A 24559-nucleotide genomic window follows, 5' to 3' on the forward strand; every position below is an offset into this window, starting at 1 on the left:
TGATTTGAATAACTTTTATAAAAGTTGCAATTTCAATCCATGGAAAACAGCAAATTGATATCTGTCCTGAGAACATTTACCGCTAAAGAATGGCGACTGTTTGGTGAGTTTATGGCATCGCCCTATTTCAATAAAAACAGCGATCTGCTGCCTTTTTATGAATATCTCAAAAAATTGGCTCCTGCATTTCCACCTGAAAAAACGACACGAAAAAAAGTCTTTTCTAAGTTATATCCAAAGCAGGCTTTCGATGAAAAGCAGTTCAACTATTTGATGAGTTTCACACTGAAACTGGCCGAGGAATTCCTTGCACATGAGCATATGAAGGCTGAAGGCATAGCACTTGAAAATTACATGATGAATGCTTTTTTGGAGCGTGATCTGGACAAGCATTACCGATATATTTTCAACAAAACCGACAAAAAGCTCGAAAATCAAAACTGGCGTGATACAGATTATTATTACAATCGCTACCTGATGGCACATACCGACAACCAGTATTTCCTTCAACAAAAAATAAGAAAATATGACGATCGGCTACAAAAGGCATCTGATTATCTCGACCATTTTTATTTGTGTGCCAAGCTGCGCTATTTCTGCGAAATGTTAGACCGCAAAAAATCCCTTGCTGCCGAATACGATCTGCATTTTCTGGAAGAAGTGAAAAAATATGCATCTGATACAGTTCTTGCAGATATTCCTCCGGTTAAAATTTATTACCAATTGCTTTTGATGCTGGAGAATGATACGGATGACCGGCTTTTTACTGAATTCAAAGCACTTGTGGAAAAGCACCGACAGCTTTTTCCCCGTGAGGAAGTGAAAGATATTTATGCCTATGCCATCAATTATTGTATCAGAAAGATCAATCATGGAAATTTACAGTACCTGGAAGAATTGTTCAGCTTTTACCACTATGCCATTGATAAAAATCTGCTGTTGGAAAATGACCATCTCTCGCCCTGGGCTTTTAAAAACATGGTAGGAGTGGGGTTGCGTCTAAAAAAATTCGACTGGACGGAAAATTTTATAAAAACGTACCACAAGCGTTTGCATTCCGATTTTCAGCAAAATGCACTGCACTACAACCTGGCAGAATTGTATTACTATAATCAAGATCATGACAGGGCATTGACTGAACTCAACAAAGTTTCTTTTTCAGATGTATATTATCACCTGGACACAAAAAAACTGATGCTGAAGATCTATTATGAACAGGAAGAGATCGATGCATTTTATTCATTGTCCGCAGCATTTAAAATGCTGCTAAAGCGCAACAAGCTTATTTCATCCAGCAATAAAAAAGCTTATGAAAATTTTGTAAGTATTCTTGGCAAAATGATCAGGAAAGAAGTAAAACTTTTGCCAGACATAGAAATACAAATTAAGGAAACCGAATTGCTTGCTGATCGCAAATGGCTGAAAGAACAGTGGGGGCAAATGTCAGAAAAAAACCAAGCCTGATTTTCATGATCATTCTTTTGTAGTATTTTTTGATCAAAAGCCTTAGTTTTGGGCTCTAATTTTTTTGACTGAAAAATGGCCAAAAAGGAAAAATTTGAAGCTGCAATATCTACAATAGCCGGTAGCGGTTTCCCCGTTTTTTTACGGGCAATAAAAGCACACACAATTGATCCTGGATATAAATCAAGACTTTGGAAAAGTGCTGTTGTAAGTCTTATTGGCGAACCATTTCGCTGGACAGAAAAATTGCGCTACGGCAAGAAAATCCGTGATTTTGAAATAAAGCACGACCCGATTTTTATTTTGGGACACTGGCGCAGCGGCACTACCTTATTGCACAACTTAATTGCCCAGGATCCCAGGATGGGCTATGTAACCACCTATCAAAGTGTGTTTCCCAATTATACGCTCAGTAGCAGATGGCTTTGGCGCAATATGATGAAACTGATGATGCCGGACAAACGCGCTTCGGATAATGTTGAGCTTTCAGTCAACTACCCACAGGAAGAGGAATTTGCCATAGGCGGCATAAATTCTTATTCCTACTATAATTGGTGGTATTTTCCAAAAGATGCCCGCACACTTTTTAAGCAATTTATCTCTTTTGAAGCATCTGATGCTGCATTAAAGCAACAATGGAAAGATGATTATAAAGCCCTGGTGAAAAAATCCCTGATCAATCTGGAAAAAGAATGTTTTGTTTCTAAAAACCCACCGAATACCGGACGTATAGATACCCTTACAGAAATATTCCCTGATGCGCGTTTTATCCATATTTATCGCAATCCGGTAGCGGTGTTTATTTCCACTAAAAAATTCTTTACCGATACCATTCCACCCTTGCAGTTTCAGCGCATTTCAGAAGCAGAAATGGAAGAACTGATCTTTGATGTATATGAAATGCTGATGCGCAAATATTTAAAAGACAGGAAACTGTTGAATGAACAGCAATTGATTGAGATTCGTTATGAGGATTTTGAGAAAAATCCACTTCCATTTATTGAAAAGATATACAAACAACTTAAAATTCCTAACTTTAAGGAGGCTAAACCCGGTTTTGAAAAATACCTCCAGAAACAAAAGAAATTTGTCAGCAACAAGCACCAATTGAAACAGGAAACAGTTGACAAAATATTACAGAGGTGGGATTTTGCCATGAAAGCATTTAATTATGATATTCCCGGGAATATCGAAATCATAAAATAACAAACCATGAAAAAATTACTCTTAATTGCAATTGTCGTCACTACACAATTTTTTGCCTGGGCTGGCCCCGAAGATTTTGAAGGCAATATCACTTTCGGAATTGACCTTGAAGGAACCGGTACAGATATTTTAAAAGCTATGCTTCCCAACAGTTATGTTTACGTGCTTAAAGAAGATCAGATGATTTTTCGCATGGAAGGTGGAATGGCCGGTGGAATGCTGGGAGAGGTAATGATCAATGCCAATGATGGCCATCATTATGTGGTAAAACACAAAGAACAGACTGCCTACAAAATAGACCCAGAATCTATGAAAGAAGGAAAGTCAACACCAACAGATGCAGAAATCACTGCTTTGGATGAATACCAGGATATTGTGGGGTATAAATGCAGGAAATATAAAGTCACAGTCACTCAAGATGGTAAGAAAATGGATCAGTTCCTTTGGGCAACTACCGATATTAAAATCAAAGGGCAGGACGATATCAATCCTGAATTGAGCGGAAATATTTTTTACGAGGGCGTAAAAGGTTTTCCATTAAAAATGGAAACAACCATAGATAAAATGGGTATGAGCTTTAAGATGATAATGACTGCCAATTCAGTTCAGAAACAACAAATAGAAAGTGGAATATTCACCTTACCAGCTTCCTATAAAATTGAGCCTTTTGATGCTTCTAAAATGATGGGATTTTAAATAATTGATCTTTTGACCTTTTTTACTTTAATGTTGTTACAACTAATGTAACAACAATTATTATGCGATTAGAAGAAGAAATCAAACAGAAAAAGTTCAAGGATGAATTTCACAAACTGTTCATCAACCTGATCTACACCGGCAATTGGGTAAAAAACCTGGATGCCGCTTTATTGAAAAAACATCAACTAACATCACAGCAATACAATGTGCTGCGTATTTTGCGCGGTCAGTATCCCGAGCCTGTTTCAGTAAATTTGATAGTAAACCGGATGCTCGACAAGATGAGCAATGCTTCGCGCCTGGTTGAAAAGCTGCGCAAAAAAGAACTGGTTGAACGCAGGGAATGTCCTAAAGATAGGAGACAGGCAGAAGTTTTGATTACGGAAACGGGCTTGCAATTGCTTGATAAAATCGATAAAGAACTTACCGTTCAGGGCAATCGCTTCAAGCAGATCAGTAAAAAAGAAGCCAAAACAGTGAATGATATTTTGGATAAGTTGAGGGGGTGATTAATGATTGTCGTTTTAGAAATGATTTATACCAGTTGTGATTTTACCAGCCTATCCTACTAAAGTCATTCTGGTATGCATTCGTGTGGGTGAGTTTTTGAATGATTATCGTATTGGTAATGTATTTTCTAATTGATTTCAGTAAATTTAGGAACTGGAATTGAATGTTATTTTTTTACTCGATAATCGAGATTTAAATGCTCCGAGGCTTGCCTCGTAATCAAAAGTATTTTTTCCAAATAAATGCCTCGTGGGCTTGCCCCGAGGTTGTTTACTTTCATAGCAATCTATTTTTAAATGGATATGGTAAAAAGAGCAATCACTTACGGAATTTACCCCGTTGTTTTTGCAGCAGCGATGGTCTTTGCCCTGATAGGCATCAGCAGGGAGATGCATCCTGTATTGGTGCTTGGTGTAATTTTTTTGTCCACCGCGGCCATCATTACAATTTGTGAGCGGATTAACCCTTATTATTCAAGTTGGAACAAAAACCAGGATGATGTAAAGGTTGATTTGCTGCACATGCTGGTTTCTATGGTCTTTCTGAAACAGTTTCTTGAATTTCTGTTTTCACTCTTTCTGTTTTCATTTGCCATTTGGCTGGCGAATAATATTGGCTTTTCAATCTGGCCATCTGATTGGCATCTTTTACTACAGTTGCCGCTGGCTATGCTGATCATTGGTTTTTTTGAATACTGGTGGCATCGCGCGGCACATGAAATTCCATTCTTCTGGCGTTTTCATGCTACACACCATAGCCCTGGGCGATTGTACTGGGTAAATGCGGCACGTTTTCACCCGCTTGATACAACGGTCAGCTATGTGGTGACCACTGGCCCGCTTATTCTATTAGGTGTCAGCCCGGGATTGTTGTTACTGGTGGCTGCCTGGGTGAATGTACACGGCATGTTTCAGCACAGCAATATCCATCTAAAACTCGGCCCGCTCAACTGGATATTCAGTATGGCGGAATTGCACCGTTGGCATCATTCCAAAAAACTGGAAGAGGCCAATGCTAATTACGGCAACAATATCATTTTCTGGGACATTGTTTTCGGTACCAGATATTTCCCTAAAGAACGCAAACCTGCAGAAAATATAGGACTCTCAGGCATGGATAATTTTCCCAAAGACTATGTTGGGCAAATTCTTTCTCCTTTTAAGTGGAAGGAAATAGAACAGGGGCAAGCAGAGGATAAGAAAGTGCATAATCCACTTTTGCAGGATTGACCACAAACTGTTCTTTCGGATTTCCGAAAAGGATTGTTCAGGTAGATTGAGACTTCAAACTACATAAAATCAACTACTCCACTTCAATTTCTTTTTCTTTAGTGGAAAAGCCCTTGCTGATTTGTTTGGCTTTTCTGTTTCCTGCCATTATCCCCAATTTGATCATCAGGCGTTTCTTAAATGGGGTTTTGGCAATTCGTCTTTTGTCTTTCAGCACATTGTCAAAGAAATCTTTGGAATACATTATGGCAAATCCAGCACAGGGCACATGACCTAGGTTTTTGCCATAGATTTTTTTATACACCTCAGCTCCATTGTCTTTCATATTTTGATAGGTAATTTCCGTATTGGCCGCCAATACAATATCATCACCCTCGCAGGCACAGAGCAAAACAGGAGCTTCTGGTTTCCAGTTGTGCAAGTTGTTTTCCGCCATTTTTTTCACAAAAGGGGAATTGGAATCACTGGTCAGCATTGCCAATAAGCTGTCCTCGATCATCTCGGAAGGCACACCCGGTAATTTATCATTGAGGATATTGAAATCCATATCCTCCGGATTTTCAAAATACTTCCTTAAATCCTCGCGATATTCCGCCTTAAATACATTGTAAATATCGCCCTGCCAGAGTTCTGGGTAAACATCATTATAGCTCACCAGCAAATAGGGCAAATAATAGGCATCTTTGTATTCTTCATATATGGTTTCTGATTGCGTGCCCGTCATGTCAAAAGCCCCTGCCAGCGGAGCAGATGCTGTGATTTTTAAATTGGAATAGGCGGGTGTTTCCATCATTTTGTGTGTGGCCATAGCTGCATGTCCGCCCTGGGAATAGCCGGTAACAAACAAGTTGCCATCAGTCTCAATTTTCAATTCGGGCAAGAGCTTTTCCCTACAGGCTTTGATCATATAAATAACGGCATTGGCTTCCGTTTCGGCATGTTGATAGATATGTCTTTTGTCGCCACCGCCCAGGCCGTAGTAAAAGGGGAAATAAGACACGTAGCCATCTGCTGCAAAAATGATGCTCACCATTTGCTCGTCATCATCCAGTCCACGCTTTTCCTTTATGGCCATGCGTGTACCGTGGCAGTATGCTACTTCCGGTTTTGCACCTTTTGATTTTGGGATAAAAACAATGCCTTTTGCTTTTACATAGCTTTTATTCACCCATTTGCCGTAATAAGTTACTTCATACATTTCCACGGCATTGCGAATCGGAGCAAATGTTTTGGGGATTTCCTTTTTTTCAAAGAAGCGTTCCAGCGAATCTATGCTATAGGTATAGAGTAATTCATACTCGACTAACAATTCATTGTCTGCTTTTTTATAGCTTTCTGCACTTGTATTGGCAGCAATTAAAAGCAATAGGCCAATAAGTAATATGGGTATTTTCATTGAAATTTTGTGGGTTTTTATTTTTTCTTTCTTACGGACAATGCATCATTTTCTACTTCTCCGGTTTCCTTCATTTTCTTTTTTCCTTTTCTATTGGCACTCATTATGCCCAGGTTGAGGAAGAACCTTTTTGGAAAACGCACTTTGGCAATTCTTTTTCTATCATTGCGAATATTATCAAAAAAGGATTTGGAGTAAATAATTGTAAAAGGTGCGCAGGGATTGTGTGCCAGATGTTTGCCAAACATTCTCTTATACACTTCAGCGCCATTTTCCTTTAAATTTTCATAAGCCACTTCCGTGTTTTGATACAATACCTCATTGTCGCCATAGCAAGCGCATAGCTGGATTGGGGCTTCCGGTTTCCAGTCGTGCAGGTTGTTTTCGGCCAGTTTTTTAGTGAATAAAAAACTGGTATCCGTTTTAAAAACATTGACCAAGCTATCGATGATCATATCGGCAGGATAATTGGGCAAGATGCTGTCCAATGCACCATAATCGATTTTTCGGGGTTGTGCAAAATACTTTTTTAAATCCTTGTCAAAAGGTGGTTTGAATACTGAATAAATATCGCCCTCCCAAAGATGTTTGTATGCATAGCTGTAGGAAATCAATAAATAAGGCAGGTAATGCGGCCGGTCGTATTCCTGAAACATGGTAACGGATTGTGTGCCCGTCATATCATAAGCACCCGACATAGGAGAGGAGGCCGTAATTTCTATTTCAGGGAATTTATCGGTTTCCAGCATTTGATGGGTGGCCATAGCCGCATGTCCGCCCTGGGAATAGCCGGTAACAAAAAGTTGCCCGTTCGTTTTTATATTTATTTTATCGAAAAGCTCTTCCCTACAGGCTTTTATCATATAAATAACTGCATTGGCTTCCGTTTCTGCATGTTGGTAAATATGCTCCTTATCGCCACCGCCTAGGCCGTAATAAAAGGGAAAGTAGGAAATATAACCATCGGCAGCATGCATAATGGCCACCAATTGTTCCAGGTCATTAATGCCATACTTTTGTTTTACCGATATGCGCGTGCCGTGGCAATAAGCCAATTCGGCTTTGGGCTCCGTTGTTGTGGGAACATACAGCACACCTTTGGCTTTTATCAGCGAACCATCAATCCATTCGCCCCTGTATGTGATTTCATACATATCGATGCCATTTTCCACGGGAGTGATGAATTGTGGAATATTATTGGCTTTGTAAAATCTTTCGAGAGAATCTTGAGTATAGGTGTAGAGTAGTTTGTAGTCAATTAGCAGCTTATCGCCTGCTTGATTTTTTTCTGCGAATAGCGAAAGGCATAGCAAGAGACCTGTACATAACAATAAATTGAATTTCATAGATTTTGATTACTTGATTTAGGTGTTTGACAATAACAATTGGTATTAAGTGAAAAATGTTTCCCAAAACTATACTATAGACGCATTTTTCATAAAAAAGGATGTCTTGATTTTTGAGAAATTTATTTTAAAATAAGGCAGCGTTCTTGTTTTTATTTAAAAAATTCACAAATATGACTACATATCCCTAAAAGCATGAATAATACATGTATGACTTACAATTAACTATTTGCGCTTTATGAATACTCAAAATCCCCATAAGGGCTGTTGATGCTCAATTGTTTTTTATTAGAAGCTTCTACACGTCCGATTATCCGTGCATCTACATTGTAGCTTTTTGCAATTTCTATAAGTTGAGCGGCTTCTGCTTCGGGCAGGTAAAATTCCATTCTGCTGCCCATATTGAATACTTTATACATTTCCTTCCACTCTGTACCTGATTCGGATTGAATCAATTTGAAAAGTGGCGGCACTTCAAATAAGTTGTCTTTAATGATATGCACTTTATCTGTAAAATGTAGCACTTTTGTTTGTGCGCCCCCGCTGCAATGGATAATACCGTGGATGTTTTTTTTGTCTATGGATTTGAGGGCTTTGGCTACAATTGGCGCATAGGTTCGCGTAGGAGATAGGATTAATTTTCCGACAGGGATTCCAGTTTCTCTTTCAAAATCAGTCAGTTTTTTGCTGCCTGCATAAATCAAATGCCCGGGAACCATAGGATCAAAACTTTCGGGATATTTCTCAGCCAGTTCATGGCTCAACACATCGTGGCGTGCAGAAGTAAGGCCGTTGCTTCCCATACCTCCGTTATAGCTATTTTCATAACTTGCCTTACCATATGATGCCAATCCTACAATAACATCTCCCGGCTGAATATTGACTTCTATTACTTTTTTTCTTGGCAAACGTGCAAAGGCAGTAAAGCCGACATCGAGTGTACGTACGATATCGCCTACATCTGCTGTTTCTCCACCGGCCAGCACGGCACTAACCCCAAGTGCTTTGAGTTCTTCCAATAAATTTGCAGAAGCATTGATCAATTCTGAGATTACTTCACCGGGAATGAGGTTTTTATTCCGGCCAATGGTAGAAGAAACTACAATATTATCAGTAGCTCCCACACAAATCAAATCATCAATATTCATTATAAGTGCATCCTGTACTATTCCTTTCCAAACACTCAGATCGCCAGTTTCTCGCCAATACAAATATGCAAGTGCGGGTTTTGTCCCCGCTGTGTCGGCATGCATGATATTGCAATAGTCCGGGTCACCAGCTACAAGGTCGGGTAAAATCTTACAAAATGCATTGGGAAACAAGCCTTTATCTAAATTTTTGATGGCTTTGTGCACATCTTCTTTGTCGGCAGAAACGCCTCGCTGTGAATATTTTGTACTCATAGCGGCAAAGATAGCCATTTTCAGGGCTTCGTTTTATGTGGAGGGAAAATTGATTTCAAATATTCGGGTGAATTTTGCTTTGACAGGATTCACTAGATCACATTTTTAATGATATTTAGCTCATAGTGTTATTTGCGTTGTTTGTATTGAAGGAAAAATATGAAAAACATCGGCTACAGTTTTTCAATGGTACGACTCCTCCGGAGTCGATGAGTTGGGTGCTTTCGTGTTATAAATATATGATGCCACTGGCATCAGTTTGCTGCGCATTTTAGAAAATGTAATGTAATAGATGTATTAGCTGAAACCCAATTATAGCATACAATAACCATCCTGGAAGAATGGCATATTTATGAAATACGGTTCAAAAACAAACACTGATTCCAGTGGGATCGCTTCTTGTCTTCACATTGAACTCAGCTAAAACAGGAACATACTATTCTTCCGGATTCGATGTAGTGGACGGTTTCAGTTTTCTTATAAACATGTGATGTCTCTGGCATTGGTAGTCCACTTAGAAGTTAATCCAATCAACAATCAAAATAGTGTTTTTTATGAATTACCCGCAAAACCCATCCCCATCCTGGAAGGATGGTATGTTTATAAAAATGAGGACCAACAACAAATCTCGACCCCCACTGGGGTCGAACCTTCTTACTTTAAAAGTGTGGAATATTTGTCCTATATATTTTGATAAATGACAAAATGAATTATATTTGAAGCCAACCAAACCCTAAACATTATGTTCAACATTCCAATTATTCTAGCAGCCGCTCTGGTACCGATGGTGGTAGGTTTTATTTGGTACAATCCAAAAGTATTTGGTACAGCATGGATGAAGGTCGCAGACATGAATGAAGAAAAGATGCAAGGTGCTAATATGGCTGTGATCTTTGGTGTTTCTTATCTTTTGAGTGTTTTTCTTGCTGCTGGAATTAGTTCTATAGTCATTCACCAGGGGCACATTTATTCTGTTTTGATGAATGAGCCCGGGTTTAAAGACCCCAACTCTGAAGTAGGATTGTATATTTCTGCTTTTATGGAAAACTATGGAGATAATTTTCGGAGCTTCAAACACGGAGCATTTCACGGAGCATTGGGCGCTTTGCTTTTTGCCCTGCCTGTTTTGGGCATCAATGCATTGTTTGAAAGAAAAAGCTTTAAGTATATTGCATTGAACACCGGTTATTGGATAGTGACTTTTGCGCTTATGGGCGGGATTATTTGTCAATTTGCTTGATCTGAAATCAATTTAAATTTGATGTAAAGCCCGGTTGATGCCGGGTTTTTTATTTATAAAAAAATAAATTCGCAGTTAAAACTGTATATTTCTTCATTCTGATGAAAAACAAAAAGTGGATAAATTTTAGATTACTGTTTAGAAGGATAACATCCTGGCGTTTGCTGAATTTAAGCCAGAGACATTTCATTCTTATTTTAAGCGTAATCGTTGGGCTGCTCTCCGGATTAGCTGTAGTGGTGATCAAGAATACAGTCCACTTTATCCAGAAAATTATTACACTTGGTTTTGCGGAAGATTTGCACAAATACTTGTTTGTGGTATACCCTCTAATCGGGATTTTAATTACAGTTTTTATTATTCAAAGATTTATTGGCCGACCTGTATATCCGGGCATTCCATTTGCCCTTTTTTCAATTTCCAAGCGCAATAGTATAATCAGAAGATTTAGGATGTTTTCTTCAGTAATTACCAGTGTGTTTACTGTTGGTTTTGGTGGCTCTGCCGGATTGGAGGGGCCTAGTGTAATGACGAGTGCTGCCATAGGATCGAATATTGGCAGGGCTTTTAAGATGAATTACAAAGTCAGAACCTTGTTGATTGGCTGCGCTGCAACAGCTTCACTTGCGGCTATTTTTAAAGCCCCTGTAGCGGCCATAGTTTTTGCCATAGAAGTGATTATGCTGGATTTGACAACAGCTTCGCTTATTCCATTGCTACTGGCATCAGTAAGTGCTGCAATTATATCCAGCTTTTTCCTGGGTGATGATGTCTTGTTTCATTTCACCCTGGTAGATCAGTTCAGGGCTTCAGATTTACCTTTTTATTTGCTTCTCGGTGTTGTGTCTGGAGTGATTTCACTTTATTTCAGCAAAATTTACCTCTATATTGTTGGGCGTTTTCAAAGTCTTAAAAATCCTTATAAACGCGCCTTGATTGGAGGTTTATTGATGGGTGTGCTTTTACTTTTATTCCCTCCGTTATATGGTGAGGGTTATGATATTGTCAATGCTATTTTGAACGGCAAGGGAGATCAGCTGACTCAGAACACACTTTTTGAAACAGATAACAGCTATTTGTTTTTGCTCTTTGTGGTAACGGTCCTTTTCTTTAAGGCATTGGCCACTTCATTTACCATTGGCAGCGGGGGAGTAGGTGGGATTTTTGCCCCGACTCTTTTTATGGGGAGTGTACTGGGTTTTTCCTTTTCCCGGGCACTTAATTTGTTTGGGTTTAAAGATGTTTCCGAAAGCAATTTTACTTTAGTAGGAATGGCAGGTTTGATGGCAGGAGTTTTGCATGCGCCACTTACTGCGATTTTTCTGATAGCAGAGATTACCGGAGGATATGAGTTGTTTATACCACTGATGTTCACCGGTGCTATAGCTTTTACCACGGTGAAGATATTTATGCCTCACTCTATTTATACAATTGAGCTTGCTAAAAGAGGTGAATTGATTACGCATCACAAAGACAAAGCTGTATTGACGCTTATGCGGCTGGAAAAGGAAATAGAGAAAAATTTCATCCCCTTAAGCCCAAATGCTACGCTTGGTGAATTGGTAAACAGCATTTCTAAATCCAACAGAAATCTTTTTCCGGTATTGGATAAAAGTGGTTTTCTGGTTGGGATATTGACGCTGGATCAGGTGCGGGATATTATGTTTGACAAATCGCTTTATGATGATGTGAAGGTAGAGAGTCTTATGGAAGCACCGCCTGAACAAATAGAAGTGCATGAGTCGATGGATACTGTTGTAGAGAAATTTGAGCGTAGTGGTGCATGGAATTTACCTGTACTCGACAATGGAAAATATGTAGGATTTGTTTCAAAGTCCAAACTGTTCAGTGCCTACCGGAATTTGTTGGTAGAGTTTTCAGAAGAGTGAATTTTGGATTATGTCTGATCTGGAATCCCTGTGTTTTGGATATAAACCTGAGTTCGGAAATTATTTATTGCTCAGAATACCAGAAAATAGTGAGATTCGACTGGAAATACTGATGGAATAGCGGGCTATTTTAAGGTATTTCCGGGAAGAAGATTGCTGTTTTCTGGTATTTGAAATCCATAAAACACAATTTGCTGCGTTGCATTTGCTCGGTTTATCCCGATAGACCTTCTCAAATGCGCCTTGCCTATTGCATTTTAGTGAATTTCTGAGCTCTTAAATAATTATAGAGCTCAGGTTATAAATGTCCAGTTTGAATTTTTTACTGGGAAGCGTGTATGGAACAAGTGTTTTGGTCTCAAATTTTTCATTGCAAAAAACAGCACAAAGTGTATTGCTCACGTGAAATATCTTGTTTCTTTTATCGGGAGGGCAGCCATCGAGGATGCCGAGCATTACACCCCACCGGATTTTTTCCGGGGAATAAGCATAGTCGTGCCAAACGATTATGGAGTTTTCATCCCGGAGTAGCTTAAATGCTGTTTCAGTATCTTTTTTTACCGCTTCGTAGTGATGATCTCCATCAATGAAGATCATGTCGAATTTTTTGTCCAGCTTTTCAAAATCATATTGGTGGGAGTTTCCAAAAAGATGCTTGACATTTTTTAGATTTTTGGAAAAAAAACGGTGCGATTGGATATAATTTTCACCCAGCTTCATTTCCCTGAGTTTCTCATCCGGCAGGTTAAGCGTGTAGCATTCGGGCACTATCTGTGCAATATTCGCCACACTTGCCCCACGCCAGGTGCCAATTTCAAGATATGTTTTTACTTTAAAGCGCTCGGCAAGACTTCTCAACAAGGCAAAATCCGTTGGCAGGGAAGTGCCGTCAAGAAAGGAGAAAGGATCTACAGTGAGTTTATTTCCAGTAGCAATAGCTGAAAAATCAACTTGTTGAAGGCCATTTTCCAGCTGATGTCTTTTTATTGCAATTTCCCTGTATTGCTCATTGTCCTCTAATATTAAATTGATGAGTGAAGGTTTTTTTATAAGCAGGTGCAATCCCCGGATTAATTTTTTCAGTTTGTTCATTTATATTGAAATTTCTTAGTTGAAGAAATTGATCTGCATTTGCGCGAATTAATTAGAGAAACTCGCGAGACGCGCACATCAACAGCAAATCCGGAATTTATGAATCTTTCATTTTAAAAATTTAACCAGTGCAAACAAAGACAAAATTCCTGAAAACCACATCAAAAACACAGTGGTGTAGGCCGCCCCGAGTACTCCGTAATGCAACACAAAATAATAGCCGGCAAATACATTTATCAGCAATACAATTAATGAGAAAAACGCATTCACTCTAGGCCAGCCAATAGCAGAAAGCATATTGCCCAGTGGAATCCTTAATAAAAGTGCACCAACAGTCCCAATAGAAAAAATAAGCATCAGGTTGTTGTCCTCGGTGTATTGCTTTCCAAAAATGTGCAGGATATCGTGTGAGAAAAAGTAAAACACTATGATTATGCCAATGCATATAAACAGCATTACTTTCAGGTAGTTGAGGTAATAATCTTTAATAAATGTCCTGTTTGACTGGGCATTTTTTGCCAACTTCACAAAATCTGTGGTCATAATGGCGACCGGTAAAATGTGCAGGCTAAAAGGGATTATATTGGAAGTTTTGTACTGCGCAAGTTGTTCTGCATCCTGTATTAAATTTCCGATAAGCAGAATATCTACGGCATAGAGCAATTGTGACAATACACCACCCAGGCTTGAATAAAAACCATAACTCAAAAATTCCCTGATGGAATGCTGTGGCTTTAATTTCCGGTTGTACCGCAGCAAATTAAATCTTTTAATGAGGTATGCAGAATAGAAAAATGGTGCTAATACAAGCGCTGCCACATAGCCTTTTCCACCCCAAAAATAAGTGGCTAACATCGCTGACAGTAGTAGAATCAGGCTGTTGTATATCCCGGTAATCGCAAAGCCTTTATTGAGATTGATCAGCCGGGTATAAATCCTGATGCTCTCGATCAACAACAAACTGATCAGTTGAAAACTCAACACTATGATATAAATCAGCGATTGTTCAAGGTTGGAGGAGAGCAATGGCGAAAGCAGGCAAATCACTGCTATCATTATAGCCGAATAGAATATTCCCCTTTTAATGATAAGGTTAAAATAGTATTTCTTTAATTGCTGCGATTCTGAAATTGAGCCATACCTGAGCAATCCCTGGTGTACGCCAAAACCGTGAAAAGGCAGTATAAAGGCAATAATGGTAACAGCATAAACAATGTATCCGAATTCATCTTTTGGAATTACTCTGATCACGTATAATGTAAGCAGGAAAGCCAATAATTTGATCGCAAATGAAGAAAACAGCACATAGGCACCTTTGCGCTTCAGAAAAGATTGTATGAAGTTCTGTGCACTCAAGCTTTTATATTGTATTTATTAATTGCCTCCAGCAAAGTAATTACCAGCGATTTCTCTAAGGTATTTCCTTTTTCGAATAAGAAGTGCATATCCTTGTTCAGGTTTTTGTCAATGACCAGATCAATTAGAGTCTCAAAACGGGTTTTGTAAAGGTCTCGTATATTTTTGTTTTTCCTATACCAATATTCATAGGGGTTCATACTGGTTTTTTGCAATTGCCCGGTTTTGTTATGATAAATCTGTTTAATTTTATTGCGGTATCTGCTCAATTCATTTTTCCATTGCGCATTGGGTTTAAAACCTGTTTTTTCCCATTTGTACTGCGCAATTTCAGGTCTGTATTTTTCGATCCACTTAAAATAGAGCTTGCTGTTTTGTTTTAGATGGATATCAATAGACAAGCAGGCCTCAATAAAATCGGTATTGAGGAAAGGAGAACAAAGATAGCTCTGGTTATTTTCGCAAATTAATGATCCTGATACAGTTATGTTGAATAATCTATTGTGGAATTTAAAAACTTCTTCCGAAGCGTAATCATCAGTTTTTATAAAATCAATTTTGTGGATCAGCTTTTTTGAAGTAGCTGTGGAAAAGTAATCGGGGTTATCGGGATTTTTAGAAATAAAACCTCCCATCACAGCACCGCCAATTTGCCCGGTATGGATAAGTCCAAAATCATTCAGTTTGAGTTTTTTCAGTGCGAAATTAAAATGTGCTGCTGCCAGGTAAAATATCGAAGCATTGTAACAGGATAGATTTTCTTCAATATGCTCCATATATATGGCTTCATCAAGCGGAATAAAAGTGTAGGTATTGCCCAGGTCAGCACTTATTTTTCTTGAGATTTGCTCATCTGCATAGCCCGATTGCGAAAAACAAAAATTGTGTGTTGAAAGCCCCATTTTTGCAGCAGCCATTACATTCATCCTGGAGTCCAGTCCACCGCTCAGGGTTGCAATATGCTTGTAGCCATACTCAATATCCTTTTGATATTCCATTTCAATGGCATTGCTGAAATGTGCTTCAAGCAGCTCAATGGCTTTTTCTTCACTGTAAATTTTTGATTTAATATTATTGAAACTGTGATAATTTTCCACACTTAATTTATCTCCGGAGACTTGCAGCAATTGTCCTGCACAAAGCTTATGGATACCGGAAATCAGTGTCTGGCTTTTGTATGTACCGCCAAAAGTGAGCATGGCATAAGCAGCATTAAAATTAAGTTGGTTAGCACCATCTATTTCGCTTTTCAGGTCACTGATAATTTTCAAATCTGGACTGATTATGGTAGAATTTCCGGCTTTGCAGTACAGTGCCTTTTTTGTGCCAGCCTGGTTGGTGAAAAACAAGAGCTCATGGCTGTCTTTGTCAAAAATAAAACCACAAAATTCCCCGCTGAACTGATTGATGAAATTTTTGCCAAATTGATTGTGCAGATGGAGTATCAGCTTGAAATTATCTGAAAGCGCATATGTTTTTCTAAGTTGCCGAAGATTTAAAATAACCCCGTCCATTCCGACAATAAACTGCTCATTTTCCCCAAAACACTTGTCTTTATTAAATTTTGAATGAGGATTATAATAGAAGGAATACCGACTTTGAGATTGACTTGAAATAAATTCGATCTTTTGCATTTCCGCAAATTCAATGTCTTCGGTATTGTTGTATATAATAGTAAATCCGTACAAAATAAACTGCTTGTCAAATGAAGGGAATTGGCAAAATAAATTGAGCAACAATCCTTGCTTGAATAATTGTCTTTGTTGTAAAAGTAGCCATGTTTTTCGGGAAATAGAATCTTGTTTTTTGCTAAATCCCTGAACAATAAAAACCTCTGTCACTAACAAATTAAAGCAACTACTACAGCTTTTAAAATACTCCATCGACATAATTCCTCTCAGGAGAATCTTTCATTTATTTAAAAGCCAAACATTTTCATTTCACTTCCGTAAAAGGATGCAGTGATTCTTCTCTCAGTGTGTGTGTAGATCGAAAAACTATTTGATAACGAGAAGAGACAAGATTATGCAGCTACAGAACTGGAGTGCAAAAGCATTTATTTTAAGCGGGCTTATTTTAAGCAACACAATTACCGGACTATTTGCCAGTGGACAGAATGAAACACTTTATTGGTATGAAGCAGGTAAAGCGGTAGAATGGAAAGTTGATCATTCTAAGCAGTTTTTCAAATTGCATGAAAATTATTTTAAAGAAGCAGCTACTGCTAAAACATACATTCCCTTTGAGTATGTTGCCCAAAATATTGTTTCCATAGATCAGTATTCATCCTCTGAGTCTGTGGAGCATTATATAAATTCAGGATTAATGAGTCCTGTTACAGCTATTTATTCTGAAGGACTTAAAGAAAAAACACTGTATTTAGATGATATACTATTACTACAATTGCGTGATCTGGAATCAACAAAAGCAATTGAGTATTTGCAAAATCGCTACAATATAGAATTGCTGAAAGCACATGAAAATAGCTACAATACTGTACTTTTTAAAAATCTCAACACAAATGAGTACATCAATTCGGCTTTGCTTTCTGCTAAAATTTATGAAGAAGAAAATGCTATTGTAAAAGAAGTACAGCCCAATAGAATCAATCTTTTTGAGCCTTTGGGCGCTGCAAATGATGTTGATATTGAAAAATCCTGGTTTATAGAAAACAGCGGGCAGGCTGTATCCTGTGGAAGTTATCAACAAGAAGCTACAACAGATGCCGCAATCGGTCAGGCTTGGGACAATGGAGCTACAGGAAAAAATACTAAGGTTGCAGTGATTGATTTTTTCGGTTTTGACTACGATCATCCCGATATGCAGGGACAAATGCTTGGCGGCTGGGATTGTATTAAAAACAAGACTTATGATGCCTCCAATTTTTACTTTACCAGTAGTTCTCAGGCACATGGTATGGCTGTTGCTGGAGTGATAGCTGCAAAAGCAAATAATGGAGTCGGCTCGGCTGGAGTGGCCTACGATTCTAAAGTTATTCCAATGTTGATAGATGGATCTGAAGCTTCTGTAGTACTGGCACTGCAAAAAGCAATCAGCAGTGGGTTCGATGCTGATGTGATCAATTGTAGTTTTGGTTCTTATTTTCCGAGCCCTGCAATTAAAAATGAAATAGACAATGCCATAAACCATGGAAGAAATGGAAAAGGAACTTTTATTGTCGCTTCACATGGCAATGATTATTATGATGATATTAATAATCCTCAGTATCCATCTTCTTATGATGAAGTGATTAGTGTAGGTGCATCAACACCTGATGATTTGAGAAAAACGCCTAATGATGGATGGGATGTGTCGGGTTCATGGGGCACTAATTATGGAGATAAGATGCATATATCAGCTCCTGGTGTATGTATATTTACTACCGATCTTTCCGGGGGAAATGGTTATGGAAGTTCTGATTATATAAGCTTTCATAAAACTTCTGCAGCAGCGCCAATAGTGAGTGGGGTTATTGCTTTAATGCTGGGGCAAGACAACACTAAGCAATACAGTGAAGTTGTATCAGAATTGCTAAATACCGCTGATAAAGTTAATGCAGGTGATGGCGGTGCTAAATACAATTACTATTATAATGAAGATGAGCAAGGCCGAAGCAGGGAAACCGGTTATGGTCGGGTAAATGCGTTGAAAGCCGTTGGAGGTACTCCTGTAGGTATTGGAAATACAATGGATGCCGATGAATTGGGAATAAGTATGAATACCCTGGTACAAGACAAACTGCAAATTAATCTAAGTAATCAAAATACCAATATTGAAATACATACAAGAATTGTTGATCTTTCGGGTAAAACTGTTTATTTTCAGGCTTTAATAGAATCAATGGAGATTGATGCTAACTCTTGGGCAACAGGCATGTATTTGGTTCATTTTATAATAGAAAATCAAGCCATTGAGACGCGTAAGGTTGTAAAATCCAGCTACTAATGAAGGTTCTGCACAAAATAATTATTGTCACATCGGTGCTCTTACTGAGTATCTCACTGATCAGTTTCAGGTCTGATTCGGATGATTTGTACTGGTATGTAAACGGTGAACCCTATTACTGGGAAGAGCAATCCGATGTTTATGCCTTCAGGATGCACAATTCATCTACAGCAAAGCTTAATATTGATGAAGAGCTGGTAGATCGTGTACAACATCGTTCAGACAAAAAAGACAAGATCAGATTGGTTTATTTCAATGAACAGAGTTCTGAATTTGATAGACAACAAGTCATTTCAGAAATTGAATCATCTATTGATTTTGATATTAGTTTCCCTGTAATTACTCAATTCCCCAATCTGAAATACGATAAAGGAATGTGGTTTGTTGTAGATGATCACCTGATGGCTAATTTTAAACCCTCTGAGATTGATAGCAGCAGTGTTCAAAACTTTGAAATCAAACACAATCTATTGGCTATAAACCGTCCTTCGGGCAATCTGCCTTCTTCGGCAAGCTTCACCTATATTTTCGAGATTGATGATACTGAGTTGAAATATGCCAATGCGATTCAACTCTCGCGCTCCATATATCTTGAGGATCAGCAGATTCTGAAGAACATTCAACCCAATTTGATAAATGCCTATGAAGAAAGGGGAGAAGAGGAAGTGATTAGTTCAATTTCAGACAATGCCTTTTCAGAAGAAAGAGAGTTTTATCTTGTAAATGTCACAAGTGAACAGGTAAGGGTATTTTGCAAATTGCCGAAAATTGATCAAGGGATTATTTTTAATATTTATGATCTAACCGGACGAAAATTATTTACCAAAACGCTGAATAGTGGTGCAATAGATTTTGATATAAATCTTTCAGCATACTCCAGGGGACTTTACATCGCAAATCTGGAGAATAAAAATGGAGAAACAATAGAGCAGCGAAAGTTTAGAAAATTATAATCCTGCCATTATAATCCCCCCCCATTATTTCAAAAAGTTTTGTGGAAGATTCTTCAGTATAGTGTATTTCTTTAAAAGATTTGGCAATTTTGATACCTGATCCCGGCTAAAAATTGTTTCAAATTGCTTAAACAAGGTTGTTTTCAAATTTCTGTAACCTATTGCAGTATTGCAATGCTACTGCTATTTGCAAGCTGCACAACCAATATTGAACTGGATTTGCCCGAGGCAGAACCCAAACTGGTAGTAGAAGGCAGTATTAATGCCGGTGGCCCACCCATTGTTACGCTTAGCAGAAATGCCTCCTTTTTTGGAGAAGTCAATTTAAAAGATTTCGATCAGTATTTTGTTAATGGAGCAAATGTATGGGTGTATTCCAATTCCGATTCTGTAAAATTAGGTGAATTCTGTACGGCTTCTTTTCCTGAAAATGTGCAACGTCAACTGGCCAGAAGCCTTGGTTATAGTTTTAGTGATACCGTGCAACTGCCCAATATTTGTATATACACCATTCCAGAAATTATCGATTTGTTCCAGGGCGATTCGAGCAATGCTTTTTTGGGAGAATACCGGAAATCTTATTCCTTAAAGATTGAGGCTGAAGGAAAGACTTTGACATCCAAAACAAGTATTCCGGCCAAGCCCGATGTACATTCCCTGGGCGTTATTCCGCATCCAGATGAAAAAAAGGACAGTCTTGTTTCGGTGACGATCACCTTTTCAGTTCCGGATTCAGGCGGTAATTTTATAAGGTATCTGACTAAACGCAATAACGAACCTTTTTATGCACCACTTTCAGCTTCAGTTTACAGTGATAAATTGTTCAGAGGAGGCACCTACACTTTTCCCCTGGAAGCGGGGCAAAATCCCAATAGAGAGATCGATTGGGAAACATACAGCTATTTTTGGAAAGGTGATACCGTAAAGGTGAAATGGTCAACCATTGACAAGGCCCATTATGATTTTTGGAATACTATTGAAAATGATGGAGGAGACTCACCATTGAGCACACCTACACGTATTAAATCCAATATTAATGGGGGACTCGGTATTTGGGGCGGTTATGGGGCAGTATATTTGAGTATAATTGTGCCTGAGTAAATGCTGTAAATGAATGGAACGCTGGTGACACTGATTTTTCATGATAAAATTAAATTGATTTCAGATTTGCTGAAACTGTTTCTATCAGTATATACCTGCTGAAACTGTGACATCTGGGTGCTAATATTATCGAATCAATCTTTTGTCGTAGTTTTAGCTTTCCAATGATTTTGCTAATTTACCTGAAATTTATTTTTCAATAAAAAAATACTATGGCTTTTGATTTTCGAAATTTCCGTTTAGCGACTATTGTTTTATTTGCTTTGCTGCTTTTCAGCTCATGTGATAAAGACAATAATGATCCCGATGACAATGATATAAAGGAAGACAAATACACTTTAGATCATTTTTATTCTGGAATATCAACCCTTAAGCTGGAAGTAGCTTATGAAACAGGTGCAGAGCCTATTATTGAAAGTGGTGGAATATTAGGGAATGAACCTGCCTGGAATCTGACCAAAAACAATATAGAAGCCCTTTTTCAGGGGCGTAGTGTAGAAACGCAGATAGATTTGCCGCTCACCCTTCAGGAAATGACTGAAATCCCAAAACAAAAACAAGGGGATTACAGCTCCGCTGATATCAAAGAAATTGCCGATGAGTTCAGGAAAGGGGTAAATGAAGGAAGCACGGGCAATATTTTTATACTTTTTGTAGATGCCTATTACAGTTCGGGTGGAGAGCGTCAGGAAAATGTACTGGGAGTTGCGCTGGGAGAAACCCCTTATGTTGCAATATTTAAGCCTGTAATCAATAGTGTTTCATCCGGTTCCAGAAAAAATGTAGAGCAGGCAACTGTAATCCACGAGGTAGGTCATGCAATCGGTTTGGTGAATTTTGGACTGCCCATGACGGCCAATCACCAAGATGAGGATCATGGCAAACATTGCACCAATGAAGATTGTGTTATGTACTGGACGGTAGAAAACAAATCTGACATTACGGATTTTATAGGTATCATTAATGACAATGAAAAAATTCTGTTCGGACAGGAGTGTTTGGATGATGCACGTGCTTATCAACCAGAATTATAATATCCATTTATAGCCTATCAATTTTATTGTTTTTGTATTTTGCCACAATAGTGCAGTAGTTTTTTAATTTTACTGTAATTGAAAAACTAAAATTTATCATATGCGCTATTGGACTTTTCTATTTGCCTTGTCAGTATTTTTTGTAACTGCCTGCAGTTCTGAACAAACTTCTAAATCATTAGAAGATCGCGAACACATACAATACAACTTGGCACTTCAGGATCATTTTGAGCTTTATGGGAGCTTACCTTTGAAGGCTGAAAACCCAAACAATAAGATCACAGATGAAAAAGTGGAACTGGGACGCTTGCTTTATTTCGACAAGCGCTTGTCCAAAGATGGAACAGTGAGTTGTAATTCCTGCCATAACCTGGAGACATTTGGTGTGGATAATCTACCGACTTCGCCAGGAGTAGGAGGGACTTTAGGCCCCAGAAATTCGCCAACAGTCTTTAATGCGGCATTGCACAAAAGTCAATTTTGGGACGGCCGTGCCAAAGATGTGGAAGAACAGGCTGGTATGCCGATTTTAAACCCAATAGAAATGGCTATTCCCAGCGAAGAATTTTTAATTGAGCGATTGTCTCAAATTCCACTTTACAAAGAGAAATTTAGTGAAGCATTTCCTGAGGAAGAATCTGCAATAAACTATGAGAACCTTAAAAAAGCCATTGCTGTATTTGAGCGTCTAATGATTACCCCTTCTTCATTTGATGAATATCTTGCTGGCGATTCCAGTGCATTAACCCTAAAGCAGAAAAAAGGAATGATGACTTTTTCTTTGGTTGGTTGCACTACTTGTCATGCAGGAAGATTATTAGGTGGGGAGCTATTGCAGAAATTTGGTGTTTATTACAGCTATTGGGATTATACCGGAAGTAAAAATATAGATGAAGGGCTTTTTGAAGTGACAAAAAATGAAACTGAAAAATATATTTTCAAAGTGCCTTCCCTGAGGAATGTAGCCAAAACAGCCCCTTATTTCCACGATGGAAGTGTTGATACGCTTGAAAAAGCTGTTCAAATTATGGCGATCACTCAATTAGACCTAAAGTTGAGTGATTCAGAAGTTGAGAACATCGTTGCTTTTCTAAATGCATTAACCAGCGATATTCCGGATGAATTAAAAGAAGTACCTGAAGCATTAAAAGATCAGGAAGAAGGCATGACATCGCTTTAAACCTGAGCTCGATAATTATTTAAGAGCCGAGCAATAAATAATTTCCGAACACAGGTTTTAAATATTTAAAATTCAACTGGCAGCAATCAAATAGAGTTTGTCTATAAAGTCTGAGTGTCCGCTTTAGAATGTCCGAGTTCCAGCCTGCCTGCCCGCCCGGACAAACCCTGCCCGAACGACTTCGTTCAGGCGGGCATTCGCAGGGGCACGAAGTCGTTTCTGCAAAGGCAGGGCAAGCAGGTGAAATGGTGATGGGTTGGTTGGGGTGAGTTGGAGACATTCATAATCAATGCTTTGGCTTTTGTGTAAACGAGAAACAGTTAAGTAGTTTACAAAAACAAAAAATTACGGACTTTTGCAGGAGATGCCCGCTATCCGCAAGATCATACATATAGATATGGATGCTTTTTATGCTTCCATTGAGCAACGTGATAATCCAACATTACGCGGCAAGCCGGTGGCCGTTGGCGGTAGCGCGGAACGAGGCGTGGTGGCTGCTGCCAGTTATGAAGCGCGTAAGTATGGTGTGCATTCTGCTATGCCATCTGTTACTGCTAAGCGGAAATGCCCCCATCTTATTTTTGTAAAACACCGCTTTGAAGTGTATCGCTCAGTGAGCATTCAAATACGGGAAATTTTTAGAGATTACACAGAACTCGTTGAGCCACTTTCACTGGATGAAGCCTACTTGGATGTCACCAGCAATAAAAAGCAAATGCCCTCTGCCACTTTGATAGCTGAGGAAATACGCCAGCGGATCTTTGAAACTACGGGGCTTACAGCTTCAGCCGGCATCTCTTTTAATAAGTTTCTCGCCAAAGTGGCCAGTGATGTCAATAAGCCCAATGGCATTACCGTAATCCCGCCTGAAAAAGCTACTGCATTTTTGGAACAGTTGCCTATCAATAAGTTTCACGGCATTGGTAAAGTAACAGAGGGAAAAATGAGAAAGCTGGGCATCCACAACGGTGCAGATTTGAAAGGATTTTCAGAAATTGAACTGGTCCGGCAATTTGGTAAATCAGGGAGGCATTATTACAACATTGTGCGCGGCAAAGATGAACGGGAGGTGGAAGCCAACCGCATTCGCAAGTCGGTGGGTGCAGAAAATACCTTTGAAAGCGATTTGAGTAGTGAAACAGAAATGCTGCAGGAGCTGGAAAAAATAGCAGCTAAAGTAGTAGAGCGACTGAAAAAAAGTAAAACCAAAGGCCGGACGATCACCTTAAAACTCAAGTATCAGGATTTTAAGCAGCACACGCGCAGCAAGAGTTTCCCTTATTTCCTGGAGCCCGATGAAAAATTAATAATGGGAATTGTACGGGAATTGCTGCACCAGCCCTACTTCCCAGAAAAATCAGTGCGTTTGCTGGGCATTACATTTTCCAATCTTAATAACGAGCAGCCAAAAGGTACAGGAGCGCAGTTGACTTTGCAGTTTTAGTTGGACGGGGGAATATGGAAGTTAAGCTTCAATGGATACACTTGTTTGGAAGTTGAAAGCTTTGTTGGAAAA

General features: G+C 38.8%; 19 protein-coding genes. 13 read left to right on the forward strand and 6 right to left on the reverse strand.

What is annotated here, in order from left to right:
• Nucleotides 1–39: 39 nt before the first annotated feature.
• The 5 genes from WD048_02975 to WD048_02995 all read left to right on the forward strand — a co-directional run bounded on the left by WD048_02975 (nucleotide 40) and on the right by WD048_02995 (nucleotide 5108).
• Nucleotides 40–1464: a hypothetical protein gene (locus tag WD048_02975; protein MEX0811152.1), complete on the forward strand. Its 1425-nt coding sequence runs from the start codon at nucleotides 40–42 to the stop codon at nucleotides 1462–1464.
• Nucleotides 1465–1539: 75 nt separating this feature from the next.
• Nucleotides 1540–2670: a sulfotransferase gene (locus WD048_02980; protein MEX0811153.1), complete on the forward strand. Its 1131-nt coding sequence runs from the start codon at nucleotides 1540–1542 to the stop codon at nucleotides 2668–2670.
• A gap of 6 nt (nucleotides 2671–2676) precedes the next feature.
• Complete coding sequence (locus tag WD048_02985) at nucleotides 2677–3366, forward strand: DUF4412 domain-containing protein (GenBank protein ID MEX0811154.1); 690 nt, start codon at nucleotides 2677–2679, stop codon at nucleotides 3364–3366.
• Between the two features lie 62 nt (nucleotides 3367–3428).
• On the forward strand, nucleotides 3429–3878 hold the full coding sequence (locus WD048_02990; GenBank protein MEX0811155.1) for a MarR family transcriptional regulator: 450 nt from the start codon (nucleotides 3429–3431) through the stop codon (nucleotides 3876–3878).
• A 297-nt stretch (nucleotides 3879–4175) separates the two neighbouring features.
• Nucleotides 4176–5108 (forward strand): sterol desaturase family protein, encoded by a 933-nt coding sequence (locus WD048_02995; protein ID MEX0811156.1) that lies wholly within the window; start codon nucleotides 4176–4178, stop codon nucleotides 5106–5108.
• Between the two features lie 73 nt (nucleotides 5109–5181).
• Here the strand turns inward: WD048_02995 and WD048_03000 are convergent, their stop codons facing one another.
• From WD048_03000 to WD048_03010, 3 genes are all read right to left on the reverse strand, one after another.
• On the reverse strand, nucleotides 5182–6504 hold the full coding sequence (locus WD048_03000) for a lipase family protein (protein ID MEX0811157.1): 1323 nt from the start codon (nucleotides 6502–6504) through the stop codon (nucleotides 5182–5184).
• Between the two features lie 17 nt (nucleotides 6505–6521).
• Nucleotides 6522–7850 (reverse strand): hypothetical protein, encoded by a 1329-nt coding sequence (locus WD048_03005; protein ID MEX0811158.1) that lies wholly within the window; start codon nucleotides 7848–7850, stop codon nucleotides 6522–6524.
• Nucleotides 7851–8086: 236 nt separating this feature from the next.
• Nucleotides 8087–9271 (reverse strand): AIR synthase-related protein, encoded by a 1185-nt coding sequence (locus WD048_03010; GenBank protein MEX0811159.1) that lies wholly within the window; start codon nucleotides 9269–9271, stop codon nucleotides 8087–8089.
• Nucleotides 9272–9995: 724 nt separating this feature from the next.
• On the opposite strand from WD048_03010, the gene WD048_03015 reads away from it, so the two are divergent.
• Together WD048_03015 and WD048_03020 are read left to right on the forward strand one after the other, a co-directional pair.
• Complete coding sequence (locus WD048_03015; protein ID MEX0811160.1) at nucleotides 9996–10493, forward strand: DUF1761 domain-containing protein; 498 nt, start codon at nucleotides 9996–9998, stop codon at nucleotides 10491–10493.
• 101 nt (nucleotides 10494–10594) lie between these two features.
• A complete protein-coding gene (locus WD048_03020; GenBank protein MEX0811161.1) occupies nucleotides 10595–12382 on the forward strand; it encodes a chloride channel protein in 1788 nt (595 codons plus the stop codon).
• A gap of 276 nt (nucleotides 12383–12658) precedes the next feature.
• On the opposite strand, the gene WD048_03025 is transcribed toward WD048_03020, so the two are convergent.
• The 3 genes from WD048_03025 to WD048_03035 all read right to left on the reverse strand — a co-directional run bounded on the left by WD048_03025 (nucleotide 12659) and on the right by WD048_03035 (nucleotide 16518).
• Nucleotides 12659–13474: a class I SAM-dependent methyltransferase gene (locus WD048_03025; GenBank protein MEX0811162.1), complete on the reverse strand. Its 816-nt coding sequence runs from the start codon at nucleotides 13472–13474 to the stop codon at nucleotides 12659–12661.
• 108 nt (nucleotides 13475–13582) lie between these two features.
• Nucleotides 13583–14830, reverse strand: a complete 1248-nt coding sequence (locus WD048_03030) for an oligosaccharide flippase family protein (GenBank protein ID MEX0811163.1) — start codon at nucleotides 14828–14830, stop codon at nucleotides 13583–13585.
• The gene (locus WD048_03035) at nucleotides 14827–16518 is read right to left on the reverse strand and encodes an asparagine synthase-related protein (protein ID MEX0811164.1); all 1692 of its coding nucleotides are present in this window, start codon (nucleotides 16516–16518) and stop codon (nucleotides 14827–14829) included. The genes WD048_03030 and WD048_03035 overlap by 4 nt, the downstream gene beginning before the upstream one ends.
• 337 nt (nucleotides 16519–16855) lie before the next feature.
• Here WD048_03035 and WD048_03040 point away from each other — a divergent pair, with 337 nt between their 5' ends.
• From WD048_03040 to dinB, 6 genes are all read left to right on the forward strand, one after another.
• On the forward strand, nucleotides 16856–18775 hold the full coding sequence (locus WD048_03040; GenBank protein ID MEX0811165.1) for a S8 family peptidase: 1920 nt from the start codon (nucleotides 16856–16858) through the stop codon (nucleotides 18773–18775).
• Nucleotides 18775–19728, forward strand: coding sequence for a T9SS type A sorting domain-containing protein (locus tag WD048_03045; GenBank protein ID MEX0811166.1), 954 nt, complete (start codon nucleotides 18775–18777; stop codon nucleotides 19726–19728). The genes WD048_03040 and WD048_03045 overlap by 1 nt, the downstream gene beginning before the upstream one ends.
• A gap of 123 nt (nucleotides 19729–19851) precedes the next feature.
• Entirely contained in the window at nucleotides 19852–20829 is a 978-nt protein-coding gene (locus WD048_03050; protein MEX0811167.1) for a DUF4249 domain-containing protein, read from the forward strand.
• A 212-nt stretch (nucleotides 20830–21041) separates the two neighbouring features.
• Nucleotides 21042–21863 (forward strand): hypothetical protein, encoded by an 822-nt coding sequence (locus WD048_03055; GenBank protein MEX0811168.1) that lies wholly within the window; start codon nucleotides 21042–21044, stop codon nucleotides 21861–21863.
• 100 nt (nucleotides 21864–21963) lie between these two features.
• Nucleotides 21964–23043, forward strand: coding sequence for a cytochrome-c peroxidase (locus WD048_03060; GenBank protein MEX0811169.1), 1080 nt, complete (start codon nucleotides 21964–21966; stop codon nucleotides 23041–23043).
• Between the two features lie 364 nt (nucleotides 23044–23407).
• The gene (dinB, locus tag WD048_03065) at nucleotides 23408–24487 is read left to right on the forward strand and encodes a DNA polymerase IV (GenBank protein MEX0811170.1); all 1080 of its coding nucleotides are present in this window, start codon (nucleotides 23408–23410) and stop codon (nucleotides 24485–24487) included.
• The last annotated feature ends 72 nt before the right edge of the window (nucleotides 24488–24559 follow it).

The sequence above is a fragment of the Chitinophagales bacterium genome, assembly GCA_040877935.1.
Classification (GTDB): Bacteria; Bacteroidota; Bacteroidia; order Chitinophagales; family CAIOSU01; genus JBBDNB01.